Raw genomic sequence first — 15,414 nt, 5'->3', positions numbered from 1 at the left:
AGAGTGAATATACTAGTTAATTAGTCTTATATAGCCTTACAAGAAGAGAAAATAAAGCTAAGAATTTGAATAATAACACTTTGATGAGTTGTATAAATAACTGGGCGTTGGACTTACTCAATTTAGGTGTCTTATGTGACATGAATAAATTGAGTAAGGATATCAGAAGAGAACAATGGTAATTAAGCGGAAATATAACCTTGGGCTTGGGTGTATAATTGTTGATATAACGCTGTATTATTATCTTGAGTATGACAAATAGATAATAAATCCTCAACAAAATAGCCAACAGCTCGCCATTCAATAGCGGCAATTTTTTGTTGTTGTTCTGGGGATAAATCATCATAAATAGATGCAGCCCCAAAATCACCCACCAAAATATTAGCCTTATCGTCAACTAACACGTTGTGTGCGTATATATCACCATGAGCCACACCTTGTGTTTGCATATGACTAATCACGTCGATCATTTGTTCAACTATTGTTCTTATGGCATTAATTGACAGTGTAAATCCAGCCGGAAATGTGTCACGAGTGCACGTAACTAAAGTGGGTGGTAAGCCTAGATTATGATAATGGGCTGGTATTAATGCCATTATTAATGCGAGATAATGAGGTTCGTTCACTTGTGCTAGTGATGCCACTAAATTAGGGTGTGAACCTGTTTTTAAACACGCATTTAATTCGTCTTGCGGGTAGCCATCAGAAGTAACTTGGCCTTTAAAAACTTTAACAGCGATATCATTATCAAGTTGATGTGGATTAGACCGCCATTGAGCTAAAGATATAACCCCTGAAGCCCCTTGGCCTAATACTTTCTCTAATTGATAATCATTTGAAGCGATATTCGGCAGGGTATTATTTACACATTGATGACGATTGAAATGGTTACCAGAAAAAGCCAGCCAAGCTAATTTAGGTAAATCCAATAACTGATCTGGAAATGCAGTTAATGCATTAGCTGATAATCGAATTAATTGTAAGTTAACTAATTGCTTCATCGATAATGGCAGTGCAGTTAAAGCGTTACCTGCCAGTGCTAACTTTTGTAAATGGATACAATTACCAATAGCTTCAGGCAGGCTTGTTATTTTATTATCGGTTAAGATCAACCAGCGTAATTTCTTTGGTAGTGAACGAGCATCAACGGTTGTGATTTTATTGGATTTAAAGCCGATCATTTCTAGATTTGGGCAACAACCTAAAATGGGTGGTAATTCAGTAAAGCAGTTGTTAGAAATGAAAATAATACGTAATTTAGTTAGCTGGCTGAAACTATCAGGTAAATGGCTTAATTGATTATTGGTTAGATCTAACACTTCTAAGCTGTTCGCGAGTGTTAGAATCTCTTCAGGAAAGTGAGTTAGTTGTTCGCTGAGCGCTAAATGTGTGGTGCCTTCAAGTTGGCCTGAGCGTAATTGTTCTAACGTATGCAAAATCGTCTCATTTTTAAATAGGTATAATTTATGATAGCTATTGTAAAGATTTTAAAGGGTTAGATCACGACTACTGTGTAAGTTTACGAATTCATTAAAATCGACGTATAAATTGATGGTTGTTTAAGCAGTAATTCGAGTAAACTGATATAATTCAGCCATAGAGTATGGTTTGTTATCGGTGAATTACCGCAATGTTGTGCGTGTAGAAAATTATCATTGAGGGTAGTGTGCTAAAGAACGTTATTTGTCCAGTAATGCTAGTGTTAACATCAATCAGTTGCGCACGCGCAGAGTCATTATATATTCCAACATCAACTTATTCATTATACCCGCCAACAGGTAGTCGTACGGTGAGTGATGTAATGAACCGTTATTCACCTTTTGTTGAGCCTCGATTAAAACGGTATTTTGATAATGTTGGGTTAACCTATCCACCACAAAATATTGCTTTATTTGCGATGAAACAAGAGCAGAGTGTTGAACTGTGGGCTAAAGAAAAGGGTAAATGGGCTTACGTAAAGCATTACGATATACAAAAAATGAGTGGCCATATGGGGCCGAAAATGCGTGAGGGTGACAAACAAGTACCTGAAGGTGTTTATCAGGTGTCGTTGCTTAACCCTAATAGTCGTTATCATTTATCAATGAAGCTCAATTATCCTAATGCATTTGATCGAAAATATGCGCAACTAGAAGGACGAACGTCTCCGGGAAGTAATATTTTTATTCATGGTAAAGAATCCTCCGTGGGGTGTTTAGCTATGGGGGATTATGCGATTGAGGAATTATTTTTATTAGCTGAAAGAACCGGTATTGATAATATTGAAGTTTTGATCAGTCCACATGATCCTCGAAAAGGTAAATTGCTCGCAGCTAATACGCAACCTTATTGGACTAAAATTTTATATCGTGACATTGAACAACATGCGAGAAAATTTAATCGTTAATTATGTGGGTTTGCCCTAGTTAAGCGAAAAACATTTTGTAATACTACAGCGAACCAATATTCTTGACATGATTACAATCATGTTGAGGGTATTATCGTTGCATAAAATGATTAGAACAGAGCCAACGCATTATGCCCAAGCGTAGTAAAGAAGACACCGAGATCACTATTCAGACCATTATGGATGCTGTCATTGAGCAAATATTGACCTTAGGTTACGATAAAATGTCATATACCACTTTGAGTAACCAAACGGGTATATCAAGAACTGGCATTAGTCATCATTTCCCTAAGAAGCAAGATTTCGCTCATGCCCTTGATGGTCGTATCTATCATCTCTTTGTTGATAAGTTGGATTTGACCGGTGATTTGCAGACATTTGCCACAAGTTGGTCTGCCGCATTAGATGATGAAAGTTTTCGCGCTATTTTACGACTATTATTCCACCATATCTCCTCCGCTGAAACATCCCATGAATTTGCTCATCGTGGCATTGAGCGTTTATTTACGCTTTGTGAGCAACGGTATGGCAAACAAAGTATTGGTGAACTAGAGTGTTTATTAGGACGTTCATTAATTCGATTAGCACGTTAATTATTGCCTATTTAATAACTGTGATTGTTTAACTAAATATTAATAGCCCACATTTTTGTGGGCTATTTTGTTTGTAGGCAAAGTGACATTTATATTTTTGCGCAGCAGAGAGATAATTAAAATAAAGTATTCTTTTAATTATCTGTTAAAATTTATCATTTTAGAGTATGTACTCTATATTTTCGCATTGGCTTGAAAGAGGTTAAAGGGGTAGTAGATGAAGATTAGGCCATTGATGGTGAAGCAACTCACGATAGCATTATTAGCAATCGTACCAACGGTACATGCTGCGCCGGTTAGTTTTAATGATGCATGGCATACGGTTGTGACAACAAACGATGGTCTAGCGGCCGATCGAGCCAGTGTTGAACAAGCACAGTATATGCAAGATGCAGCGCACGATATGTATTTACCTAAGGTCACACTAGGGGCTAATTACACCCGTTTAGATCATGATATTAAATTGTCGCCATCCGATCTTTTTGGTAGTACCTCAGCTTCACAAACTGAAATTGGTCAAGTAATTAATAATATTATATCTAATTCACAATTAAACTCGGCTTTGACATCTAATATTTCTGATCGCGATGTATTTACCAGTTCGATTCGTGCTATCTGGCCAATATTTACTGGTGGTCGAATTAATGCGGCGCAAGATATTGCTGAAGGAAAAACAGACCAAGCAAAATACATGTTAGCCATGCAGCAACAAGCAAAGTTTGAAGACTTATCCCGGTTTTATTTTGGGGTAGTATTAGCAAAAAATGTATTACAAACCCGTACTGAAGTAGCGAGTGGCTTACAACGTCATTATGAGGATGCAATAAAGCTTGAACAGCAAGGACAAATTGCACGGGTTGAACGTTTACAAGCGCAAGCCGCTTACGATAAAGCTAAAGTTGAACAACAGAAGTCTTTACGTGACTTAGAAATTGCACAAGTAGCGCTAACGCAACTATTAAAACAAACTACGCCAGCGATGCCATTAACTGGACTATTTATTAATAACTCATTACCACCAATGTCTGCTTTTGTTGATAAAACTTTAGCCACATATCCTGGCTTGCATATTTTGGATGCCAAACGGAAGCAGGCGGGAGGTTTGATAGATGTTGAGCAAGGTAAATACTACCCTGAGGTGTATTTATATGGTGACTATAACCTTCATGACAGTGGTAGTTTAGCTGCAACACTGGCTCCTGATTGGGCGGTCGGTGTTGGAGTGAGTGTGCCACTGATTGATAACTCTGGTCGTTCAGGAAAATTAAGTGCAGCTCATTCAATGGTGACACAAGTTAACCATTTACAAGCGCAAGCACAGCAAGATCTAACGGTATTAGTTGAAAAAACGTACCGTGAAGCGAAACAAGCATTAGAAGAATATAACGGTCTTGCATCTAGCTTGGCATTGGCAAATGAAAATAGTGTATTGCGAGAAAAAGCCTTTGGCCAAGGGCTATCAACGTCATTAGATGTCGTCGATGCCGAGTTATTTGTTGCCAGTATTAAAACGCAACGTTTAGCGGCAGCTTATCAGTATGTCGCAAGTTTGACGCGCTTACTTGCGATCAGTGGCGAGATGAATACATTCAAAAATTATCAGCAATATCAAGGGATCGAGGTTAAATTATAATGAGTAAGTTAAAAGTAATTGCAGTGGCGGTTCCTGTTATCGCAGTGGTTGGATGGCTTGGTTATACCTTCTGGCATGCTTATCAACCTCAACCTGAACGTATGCAAGGTCAAATTGAAGCCCAGCAATATAATATCGCTTCTAAAGTGCCGGGGCGTATTGATAAAGTTTTAGTACGTAAAGGCGATGAAGTACAACCTGGGCAGTTAATTTTTACTATTTTAAGCCCTGAAATTGACGCTAAATTAGAACAAGCACAAGCCGGAGAACAAGCCGCGGGAGCATTAGCTCAAGAAGCGGAAAATGGCGCTCGTATTCAACAAATTGCGGCGGCAAAAGATCAATGGGGTAAAGCCAAAGCGGCGGCGGCACTGATGCAAAAAACTTATGTTCGTATTAATAACCTTTATAAAGACGGTGTATTAGCAGAGCAGAAGCGTGATGAAGTGTATACCCAATGGCAAGCAGCTCAATATACCGAAAGTGCTGCTCTTCAGATGTATCAAATGGCTAAAGAAGGGGCGCGTGTTGAAACCAAACGGGCGGCTCAAGAAAAAGTAAAAATGGCAGCTGGCGCTGTTGCTGAAGTTCAAGCCTATGTTGCTGATACAAAAATAAGTAGCTGGCATAAAGGTGAAGTATCCCAGGTACTGTTGCATGATGGAGAATTAGCACCACAAGGTTTTCCTGTGGTTAATATTATCGATATTAGCGACGCATGGGCGGTATTTAATGTTCGCGAAGATAAATTAAAAGACTATCAAGAAGGTAAAACCTTTAATGTGATTATTCCTGCGTTAGGGGATAAAAGCTATCAATTAAAAGTGACCCATGTAGCGGTTATGGGGGACTTTGCGACGTGGCGTGCAACCGATACGGCTAAAGGTTTTGATATGCGTACGTTTGAAGTTGAAGCTCGTCCGACTCAGCCTATTCAAGGGTTACGTGTTGGTATGAGTGTGATTGTTGAGTAGTGATATGGTTGTCTATTCAGCAATAAAAAATGAGTGGCAGACTATTTGGCAAGATAAATGGTTGCGTGCGTTAGTGATTTGGCTTCCTGGATTGTTATTTTTGACGATGTGGGCGATCTTTGCGACGGGTATTGCACGTAATTTACCTGTTGGTATTGTGGATCTTGATCATAGCCAAATGTCACGTCAATTAACGCGTTATATTGATGCTAGTCCAAGTATGGCTGTGACGCGTCAGTTTACCGATGATTACACTGCCAGTGCTGCAATGCGTGCTAATGATATTTATGCGATGGTGGTGATCCCTGATAATTATGAAAAAGAGGTTAAGTTGGGTCAAGCACCCCAAATTACTACTTTTTATAATGGTCAATTCATTTTGATCGGCAAGGTGATCAGTGCAGCTATGCTGCAAGTAGAAGGGACCTATAATGCTGGCGTTGAGGCGATGAGGAATATGAGTTCCGGTGCGCCTGTGCCCTTACAAGCGTTAGGGCAAGCGGTACCTATTCGTGCTCAAATAACCCCTTTGTTTAATAGTAATAGCCATTATGGTCAATTTCTAGTTTCAGCGATTATTCCGTCTATTTGGCAAATTCTAATTGTAGCAACGACTGTATTAGCATTGGTACATGAAGCTCGTGGGCAAGGGTTGTGGCGGTGGTTAGTACACACTCCGTGTCAAAAGTTATTGGGTAAGTTGCTCGCATATTCTGGCTTGTTTTTGATTCAGGGTGTGTTGTTTTTATGGTGGATGTACGTTGCTCTTGACTGGCCGATGCATGGTCAATGGGAGATCTTGATTGTTGCGCAGTTATTGATGGTGTTTGCTTGCCAAAGTATGGCAAGTTTGATCTATTTTGTCGCAATGGAAGCGCCACGAGCAATGAGCTTTGTTGCGGCTTATACCGCTCCAGCGTTTGCTTTTATGGGCATTACCTTTCCCGCAACCGATATGCCGATTATTGCTAAAATGTGGCGTGGATTACTGCCTGTTAGCCATTATATTGAGGTGCAATTACAGCAAGTCGATTATGGTAGTGGTTGGTATCAAGCCTCCCATCAACTATTGGTGTTAAGTAGCTTTATATGTGCTTTATTTTTGGCAATGGGATTAATGTTAGTTCGCCGTAAAAAAGCATTAGCAACAATGAGTAATGCAGTGGGAGATCATCATGAATTGGGGTGATTTATTTAAACATGAATTAAAAGCCATTTTTAGTAACTTTTCATTAGTATTTACTGTCTTTGGCGGGGTTATATTTTATTCATTTTTATACCCCTTACCTTATATTAATGAATTACCGCGAGAACAACGAGTGGCAGTGGTCAATCTTGATCATAGCCAAATGAGCCGTGAGTTAATTCGAATGACGAATGCGACGCCACAAGTTCATATTACACAACATCTCGGCAGTATTAGTGCTGCAAAGGTTGCACTAGAAGATCGGCAAGTTGATGGTATTTTAGTTATCCCTGAGCATTTCTACCGTGATGTGATGATGGGAACCAGCCCTACATTGGCTTATGCCGGTAATGCTGCCCTGTTCTTAGTCTATGGTACGGTGGTTGAAGGTTTAAATGATGCTGGCAATGGTTTAGCAATTAAAACAAAAATAAACCGTATGATGTTGATGGGAGATGGTGCTGTTGAGGCGACTCAACATGCTACTGCTATGAAGCTTAATATGCGGCCAGTATTTAACGTTACTATGGGTTATATCAATTACGTAGTACCTGCCGTTTTTGTGTTGATTCTACATCAAACCTTATTAATTGGTGTTGGAATGATGGGAGCAACAGAGAATGAAGCGCGCGCTGCGGGTAAAACAGGATATTGGGCGCACTATCCTGTTTGGATGGTAATGACGGTACGCGCATGTTTATTTTGTTTGATTTATTTACCTTTAGTAATGTATTACTTTGGTTTTAGTTATGTTTATTACGGCGTGAATCGGTTGGCATCAATAGGTGACTTAGTCATGATGACGATGCCATTTTTATTAGCAGTTATTATGCTTGGTATGGTGTTGGGCCAATTATTGCCGCGTTGTGAATTAGTCACATTAGTCGTGCTTCTCAGTTCGTTGCCATTAGTGTTCAGTGCTGGGTTTATTTGGCCTCCGTCTGCGATACCTGCCGCGATTAATTATCTTGCACAATTAGCCCCTTCAACAGCAGCAATTAATGGTTTTCTTGGAATTAATCAACTTGGCGCGACATTTACTCAAGAAATAGATCGTTGGGGGCAACTATGGCTCCAGTTTGTTGGTTTTGCAGTGATCAGCTATTGGTTAATGTGGCGTTCACGACGAATAATTAAATAATAAAAAAAGGGCATTTAGGTGCTCTTTTTTTTGCATTTAAATGTACGCTGTTTTATATTGGAATTATTTGCGTAAATAAGATGTGGCAAATGTTAAATTTAGAGCCACACTTAGTAAGCAGAACGGGACTTTAATAGTAGGAGGTTGTCTTGAGTCATAAATCGATGACGAATAAAAAAGTAATGGTCGCGGTGGCAATGATATTGTCATTCGGTGTTGTAGGCTGTGCTCAAAACCCTTATGGCGATGCTTATAATGTTGATGAAGCTCGCACTATGCAAACGGTTTCGACTGGAACAATTACCAAATTAGATGCCGTAACAATGAATTCTGATGGCGAAAGCACGATTGGTACGCTTGCGGGAGCTGCTGTTGGTGGTATTTTAGGCTCTAAAATTGGTGGTGGTTCAGGTTCTGATATTGCAGCCATTGGCGGTGCACTTGCTGGTGGCGCATTAGGTAGTAGTGCCGGTGATGCGGTTGGTAAGCGCCAAGGTGTAAACATCGTTATTAAACTAGATAGTGGCCGTACAGTTGCTGTTGTGCAACAAGTTGATCCTAATATGATATTCAAAGTAGGGCAACGAGTAGATCTTTATCAGCAAGGGCGCACAACACGTGTTGTCCCTGCTAATTAATTTAACAGTGTAATTGATAAAAAGGCAGTGAGTACTGCCTTTTTTATTATTTGTCATTTGATAATAGTATATGAAATGGTTTTTATTGTTAATTAAATAGTATTAATGTGTAAGTGTTGTTTTTTTTATGAATATATATTTCATATCTTAATTTAAATATGTTTTTTAACGTTATGTTTTTTAGAGCGCAGTAATTTATTGCTTTTTATTTAAATCCGTTATTTTGAGATTTATGGTTTATTATGTCTTTTTGTTGATGATTTAAAGGTTATTATATTGCCGGTTTGGTTTTCTTATCTAGTTACTAATAGAATGAGCGTATGATTAATTAATAATCTAATAATTAAATTGTAACTAATTGTGTCTGAGAGTACGCTGTGCGCATTATCAACCCCCTCTTTGAACGATCCATATTAGATGAATAACCCTAAATTAGATGCAACTTATAAACGCCTTCGGTGGCAAATAATTATTACAACTTTCTTAACTTATACGGTGATGTATATTTCAAGAAAAGCGTTTGCTGCTGCTGCGCCATTGTTAATGAAAGATCTTGGCATGACCATGGTTCAGTTTGGTTTAGCCTCATCGATTTATTATATTCTATACGGCCTTTCAAAGTTTAGTTCAGGTCTTCTTGCCGATAGAATTAATCCTCGCTTATTTTTAGCACCAGTATTAGTTGTTATTGCCATTATCAACGTTGGTATTGGTATGACAAACAGCGTCACTATGTTGTTAGTGTTGTACTGTTCAACTGCGATTGTTCAAGGTTGTGGTTTTCCACCTATCGCAAAAGCAATCAGTCAGTGGTATTCAAAATCTGAGCGTGGTGGGTGGTATTCGCTATGGAATACATCTCACAATGTCGGTGGTGCATTAGCACCGTTAATTGCTTCTGCTGTGATTGCTTACACAGGTAACTGGCGTTATGCATTTTATGTTCCTGCTGTTATTACCGCAGTACAAGCATTGATTGCCGCTATCTTGATGCGTGGTAAGCCTGAAAATTATGGCTTACCTAATGTTGGTGTATGGCGTAATGATGCGAAACAATTAGAAATAAATGAGCGTTCTGAAGCTGGGTTAACAATGTGGGTAATGTTTCAACGCTACATTTTAACTAACCCTATTATTTGGCTAGCGATTGGCGGTGATTTATGTATCTATGTTATTCGTACTGTTTCAAGTGATTGGGTAAGTGTTTACTTCGTTGATGTTTTGCATTGGGATTTGGTTAAGTCAAATTCTTTAGTAGCTTGGTTTGAAGTTGGCGGTATTGTAGGTGGTTTAACCTCAGGTATCATCTCTGATAAATTCTTTGGTGCTGACCGCTGGAAAACAATTTTAATTTATAGTTTTGTATTAATTGGCGGTATGGTGGGTGTCGCTCTGACTATCCATATGAGCTATTTGCTTGTTGCACTGTGCTTCTTTATTATCGGTGCTGGTATTTACGCACCACAGATGCTTTTTGCTTTAGGTATTATTGAAGCATCACATGCTGATGGGGCTGGTGCGGCAACGGGTCTTAAAGGGGGTGTTACATATATTGGTGCAGCACTTGCTGGTGCGCCGATTGCAATGATTGAAACCGCTTATTCATGGAATGGTGTGTTTACATTATTAGCTGCTATCGCTGTGACATTAGTGGTGTTAATTTGCGTTATTATTCGCGTTGATAGCAAACGTCTCCCAATGTAATATTTTGATTTTATAGATAATAAAAAAGCGACCATCATGGTCGCTTTTTTTGTATCTTTTATCAGTCATAATAAAAGATCAATGTTTAGTGGCGTCGGTTATCGAATAGAGTTCAACATAAAATCCATGACAGGATCTATATCAGCATCAATATCCAGTGCTTTTGGCATAAAGCTTGGTGCATTCAAAATACCACGCTCAATCAGTTCATCAAGTAATGGTTTAAACTCAAACCCTGTTTTACCAATGAATAATGAAGTTAAGTCTTCGGTATGGTATGCCTGAATGGCATCTTTTAAGCCGCGTAAGTAAAGGAAGTCTTTTGTAAAACCGCCGCCACGATAAGCACGAGCTGTAATGGTAAAGGCTTCATCATCACACACATCATAATCATGACGTAAGCTATTAAAACAATCGTTAAAGCTGTCGCCATTAACCATCATTTCAACCGCAACTACACGTAACGCCAATGTTTTTAGGCGATGAAGTGGGAAGTTACCAGATAAATGCTCACATAAAATCGCAAGGCCTTCTTGAGTATGGGTATTACCCGGTAAGCCTAGTTGTAAAATTTTAAGTGGTTGTCTTTCAGCGTTAACTGAAGTAACCAAGTGAACACCTAATTCATGGTGGATCAACGCATCTAAATCATCTTGGGTAAAGCGACTGTTTGGATTAACTTTAATCACTTTGCCACTTACCATCGCACGGGCAATTAATTGCTTTGATGATACCACTTTACAAGGGATATCATATTCAGCCGCTGCGATTTTAAAGGCTTCAATAGCTTCTTTGGCGCTGATATTGGCAAGCTGCTGATCTTTATATTCACATGCATGAAGAATAAATTTCGCATTAGCAATATCACGCTCATCAGGTTGTCCGTAATAGCGTAATGAATTATATAAAAATTCATCAGTACCTATGCTGCATAATAAATCAATACGCACAGCTAGCTGATCGATAACTTTGCGGTACATTTTTTGTACGTCAGCATCCCGAATAGTTTCAACAGGTAAGCGATAAAGCTGCTCACGGAATTTATACGGATCCAAATCCAGTTGACGGTAAGTAAACTGTGGTTGATAGCTGTATGGCTTATTTAAAAAGCGTCTTTTTTCTTGCTTTAAATTAGTTGGGTTAATATAGCTTAAGGTATTAATTCCTCTAGCTATTTTATATAGTTTACGGTCAAGATTAAGTACTTCTTTGGAAAGGTTTGATGCTAAAACATCACTGCCTGTAAGTCCTTTCGCTTTGGTGCGTTTTGTGATCGTAAACGCTGCGTGTTCAGTGATCACTGTTTTCATTGATTCTTTAAGTTTTTCAATCACAAGAGGATAAGCTTCTCCCCCTTCTTCGTTCATGAAGATCTTCTTCACCTCAATCGGCATAATTAAGGTGTTTTTAAAGTGTTGCTTAATAAAAGCAGCTTGATAGCCTAAGCCTTTAAAAATATCATTCTCAAGTGCATTGACATCAATATTAGGCAGTTCAACACTGTTAAGTCCTTCTAATAGAATATCAATCTCTTTACGCCAACGACGACGATTAACCTGCATAGTACCAACATTAAATGTAGGCGTTGCAGTATCAATACGTTGGTAATTGTACGAATGAATGTCGTAAATTAGGCATAGCCCAAATTGCAGCTCTAACGTCTCTACTAAGCATTGCAGTATACGGTAGTAACTTTGGTGTTTAGCTAAAGTTATTTCGCGTTCAGCATCACTTAGAGGCGTTGACCAGACATTCTTACCCCATGCATCATCATAGATACAGTTTTCGGGTGCACGATTGAGATCATACTCATAACGTGAATCCTCACCTTGCAATACGATTGGCAATGAAGAAATAAAATCACCAGTAAAGGGATCTTCTTCAAAATAACGTTCTTCTTCAGTCAATGCGCACTGTGATTGTAGTGATTGACGCAATTTATGACCGTTATGGATCGCAGTTGCAATGTAAGGTTGATATTCACTGATGCGAATCATTAAGCTGCCATCATTAAGATGGGCTTCAAATGGCGTAAGAGTGCGGATTTTTTCTAAAATTTCTAACTCAGTAAGCTGCATCTGCAATTACCTTCCGAAAATCGTTTTTGCGGGTGATGCCAACTTCTTTTGCCATCACAACGCTTTCTACAAAATCCAGCACGTTACGCTGCAATTTCACACGGTTTAAGCGGTTAATACGAGTAATGCCACCAGGACTTAAGACATTAACTTCAACTAATTTGCCGTTAATCACGTCTAAACCAACGAAATAAAGACCATCACGAACTAACTTAGGACCAATGTGCTTACAAAGGGCTAGTTCTTGTTTCGTTAATACGTGTTTTACTTCGCGACCACCAGCATGGATATTTGAGCGTACATCGCCTTCTGCGGGGATACGACGCATAGCACCAATAGGTTCGCCATTTAACAACATAATGCGAACATCACCTTGCTCAGCGCCTTCAATGTAGTCTTGAAGAATCACGTAGTTCTGATCATCACCAATGTAGAAATCGAGTAGTGACTTCACGCTTGATTTAGCGCTCTTTTCAATCAAGATAACGCCCTTACCACCATAACCATTTAACGGTTTAAGGATCATGCGTTCTTGTGGCGATTCATCTAGAACACGTTCAAGGTAATCACGGTTTTTAGATACGTGAGTAACAGGAATAAATTCTTTGTTTGGATCGGGTAACGACGCCGTATACAGCTTGTTATTTGCGACACGTAGGCCATCAATATCGTTAACAATAAAAGTATGGTCACGCACTGAATCAAGGAAGTTCAGTGCCATTGTGTCTAATGGTGGGTTAGCACGCATAAAAATAACGTCAAATCCAGCCAATGGTAGCTCGGCGTTATTAAATTCAGCTTTGCGGTAGAAGCTTGGAATATTGTTTGAGACTTCACCTTTTTTTAATACGTTACAGAAAGCAATTGCCATACTGTCGCGCATGGTTAAGTTACTCGGTGTTGTAATTGCAACCGTGTGACCGCGGCTTGCGGCTTCATGAATCAAACGTAAAGTAGAGTCGTTTTCTGCTTCAACGCGTTCCCACGGATACATAACAAAACAAATTTTCATAGCTATACCAAAAAGTGGCCTGTTAAATTATTGCACAGGCTAATATAAAGAAATAAGCCATCACACAGAGTGGGATGGCTTCATTTTGTTGGCGATTGTCTTGAAAATCCGTTTCTAAAAGTGCTACTTAATAATCGAGATCGTTATCAGTACCACTATCGCTATCATCATCTTCACCGTAAGAGCCTGTCGTATGAGCTCGTTGTGAAACACATAATGTATAACTACGTGTTTTATGACTGGTATGGTTTAGGTATTTAATCCAACATTTACCAAATTCAGACACGGCTTGTTGCTGACCTTGAACTTCAGCTAAAAACTGAACTTCGGACTCATCAATAGGCTGAGTAGTGCCGTCAAATAGCGCCCGCATAGAACGTCCATAATTTTCTAATACGCTGGCTTCACTAATAGTAAAAACACCCGAGCGATTAAAGCCGCGTGGGAAATTTTTATCGTCGTAAAATTTACCTTCACTTCTCATTCATAAAGTCCTTGATGTGATTTGCGCTGATATTTATCCAGACTTGCAAAGTTGTAAATCAATTATTTTTTGTTGTTACGATGAAAAAATTTGATTAATATTCAGTGGTAATAGGTTGTACTATTCTATTAGGTATTAACATTGATTTTATTCGCTATATAATAATTAATATATACAGTTTCTTTTCTATTTAACCTACTCTTATTATTGAGAATTTCTCCGTGGATACTGAATTACTTAAAACGTTCTTGGAAGTTACCAAAACACGTCATTTTGGTCGTGCTGCAGATAACTTATATTTGACCCAATCTGCAGTTAGCTTTCGTATCCGTCAGCTTGAGTCACAATTAGGTAATCCGCTATTTTCTCGTCAGCGTGGAAATGTGCACCTTACTGCTGCTGGTGAGCGTTTACAGCCTTATGCCGAAGCAATTTTACAAACTTGGGGCCGAGCTAAACAAGATGTGGCATTAACTGATAGTTTAAATACTCAACTGGCAATTGGTGCATCCCCTTTATTTTGGGAATTTGATGGTATCTCAGTTTGGATTAATCGTATTTATGCCACCGTACCTGGTTTGGCTCTACGTTTAGAATCGGTAAAACGCGAAGGTATGGCAAAACGCTTGTTTGATAAAAGCATTGATTTGTTCATTACCAGCGAGCCGCCTAAAATTGAAAACCTGCATGTTCAAAAAGTACGTGATTATCAATTACAGTTAATGACTAATCAGCCTTATTGTAATATGCATAGTGTGCGTGATCTGCCTCTTATCTATCTTGACTGGGGAACCCGTTTTTCTGTAGAACACAGTCGTATACCTGAGCTACAGCGTACGCCCATACTACATACACATTCATGTAAAATGGCATTAGACTACATTTTGGCTAATGGTGGAGTCGGATATTTTCCTTCTTTTGTTGTCGGTGATAGTGCTGTTTCAGATAAATTGTATGTTGTTGAAGACGCACCAATTATGGAGCAGTGTCTTTATTTAGTATGGCGAGAAGGGAGTGGTAAAGAAGCATTAATTAACGCAATTGTTGATGTTCCGTTTAAGAATGTGATCGAAAGCATTTGATTTGAATTATTTGTCATTACCAGCAAAATAACTTGTTGTACGGGAGCTAATTCCTGAATTAGTCTAAGAAAAAATACTGCTAGGGTAAGAAACAATGAACTATGGACCGGATTGTCTGTCATGTTTTTTGCATCAACTTAGCACTGTTTTGTCACAATAGAACGTTACAATTGCCAGTGTTCTATTTTAATAATTATCTACTCTGGATGTAGTTCAGGAAACGCAAATGGCTAAGTTAAACCAAAAATTTCACAAAGGCAGCAAATCAAAATTCAATTCTGAATTTGCAGATGATTTTCAGGATTTAGATCTGCAATCTCGTGGTAAGAAGAAACGTCGTGTGACTCGTTCGCGTTTCGATAGTCCGGAGTACAGCGATTTCGATTATTAATAGTGATGTGTAATTCACGATAAAAGATCGGCAATTAAGCATTAAAAAAGGCGTACCTAGAAGGGTACGCCTTTTTGTTATCTAAAAGAGCTACAGTGATATGCTGTGATAA

Annotated in this window: 14 protein-coding genes; 10 read left to right on the top strand and 4 right to left on the bottom strand. The window is 38.8% G+C overall.

The genetic code is table 11. The features are described 5' to 3' along the window. Window positions 1–182 precede the first annotated feature (182 nt). The gene (locus VXS03_RS04035) at window positions 183–1,436 is read right to left on the bottom strand and encodes a leucine-rich repeat-containing protein kinase family protein (RefSeq protein WP_327762126.1); all 1,254 of its coding nucleotides are present in this window, start codon (window positions 1,434–1,436) and stop codon (window positions 183–185) included. A gap of 230 nt (window positions 1,437–1,666) precedes the next feature. Here VXS03_RS04035 and VXS03_RS04030 point away from each other — a divergent pair, with 230 nt between their 5' ends. From VXS03_RS04030 to VXS03_RS03995, 8 genes are all read left to right on the top strand, one after another. Beyond that, window positions 1,667–2,386, top strand: coding sequence for a L,D-transpeptidase family protein (locus VXS03_RS04030; protein WP_327762124.1), 720 nt, complete (start codon window positions 1,667–1,669; stop codon window positions 2,384–2,386). A 131-nt stretch (window positions 2,387–2,517) separates the two neighbouring features. Further along, window positions 2,518–2,979, top strand: coding sequence for a TetR/AcrR family transcriptional regulator (locus VXS03_RS04025; RefSeq protein ID WP_327762123.1), 462 nt, complete (start codon window positions 2,518–2,520; stop codon window positions 2,977–2,979). Between the two features lie 217 nt (window positions 2,980–3,196). Next, window positions 3,197–4,612, top strand: coding sequence for a TolC family protein (locus tag VXS03_RS04020; protein ID WP_327762122.1), 1,416 nt, complete (start codon window positions 3,197–3,199; stop codon window positions 4,610–4,612). Next, the gene (locus tag VXS03_RS04015; protein ID WP_327762121.1) at window positions 4,612–5,586 is read left to right on the top strand and encodes an HlyD family secretion protein; all 975 of its coding nucleotides are present in this window, start codon (window positions 4,612–4,614) and stop codon (window positions 5,584–5,586) included. The genes VXS03_RS04020 and VXS03_RS04015 overlap by 1 nt, the downstream gene beginning before the upstream one ends. Before the next feature lie 4 nt (window positions 5,587–5,590). Further along, window positions 5,591–6,775 (top strand): ABC transporter permease, encoded by a 1,185-nt coding sequence (locus VXS03_RS04010; protein ID WP_327762120.1) that lies wholly within the window; start codon window positions 5,591–5,593, stop codon window positions 6,773–6,775. Continuing rightward, entirely contained in the window at window positions 6,762–7,913 is a 1,152-nt protein-coding gene (locus VXS03_RS04005; protein ID WP_327762119.1) for an ABC transporter permease, read from the top strand. Before VXS03_RS04010 ends, VXS03_RS04005 begins: the two co-directional genes overlap by 14 nt. Window positions 7,914–8,077: 164 nt before the next feature. Further along, a complete protein-coding gene (locus tag VXS03_RS04000) occupies window positions 8,078–8,551 on the top strand; it encodes a glycine zipper 2TM domain-containing protein (RefSeq protein ID WP_327762480.1) in 474 nt (157 codons plus the stop codon). A gap of 417 nt (window positions 8,552–8,968) precedes the next feature. Further along, window positions 8,969–10,255, top strand: a complete 1,287-nt coding sequence (locus VXS03_RS03995; protein WP_327762118.1) for an MFS transporter — start codon at window positions 8,969–8,971, stop codon at window positions 10,253–10,255. A gap of 98 nt (window positions 10,256–10,353) precedes the next feature. Here the strand turns inward: VXS03_RS03995 and VXS03_RS03990 are convergent, their stop codons facing one another. The 3 genes from VXS03_RS03990 to maoP all read right to left on the bottom strand — a co-directional run bounded on the left by VXS03_RS03990 (window position 10,354) and on the right by maoP (window position 13,829). Further along, complete coding sequence (locus VXS03_RS03990; protein WP_327762117.1) at window positions 10,354–12,333, bottom strand: flavohemoglobin expression-modulating QEGLA motif protein; 1,980 nt, start codon at window positions 12,331–12,333, stop codon at window positions 10,354–10,356. Beyond that, entirely contained in the window at window positions 12,320–13,345 is a 1,026-nt protein-coding gene (gene gshB / locus VXS03_RS03985; protein WP_080155510.1) for a glutathione synthase, read from the bottom strand. The genes VXS03_RS03990 and gshB overlap by 14 nt, the downstream gene beginning before the upstream one ends. Before the next feature lie 127 nt (window positions 13,346–13,472). Next, complete coding sequence (maoP, locus tag VXS03_RS03980) at window positions 13,473–13,829, bottom strand: DUF413 domain-containing protein (protein WP_327762116.1); 357 nt, start codon at window positions 13,827–13,829, stop codon at window positions 13,473–13,475. 221 nt (window positions 13,830–14,050) lie between these two features. Between maoP and hdfR the strand changes: the two genes are divergently transcribed. Beyond that, complete coding sequence (gene hdfR, locus VXS03_RS03975; RefSeq protein WP_327762115.1) at window positions 14,051–14,911, top strand: HTH-type transcriptional regulator HdfR; 861 nt, start codon at window positions 14,051–14,053, stop codon at window positions 14,909–14,911. 226 nt (window positions 14,912–15,137) lie between these two features. Continuing rightward, a complete protein-coding gene (locus VXS03_RS03970; protein WP_162836320.1) occupies window positions 15,138–15,302 on the top strand; it encodes a hypothetical protein in 165 nt (54 codons plus the stop codon). Window positions 15,303–15,414 lie beyond the last annotated feature (112 nt).

Origin of the sequence: Photobacterium sp. S4TG1 (genome assembly GCF_036040035.1) — a bacterium.
Classification (GTDB): Bacteria; Pseudomonadota; Gammaproteobacteria; order Enterobacterales; family Vibrionaceae; genus Photobacterium.
This window is presented reverse-complemented; position numbering and strand designations above follow the sequence as displayed.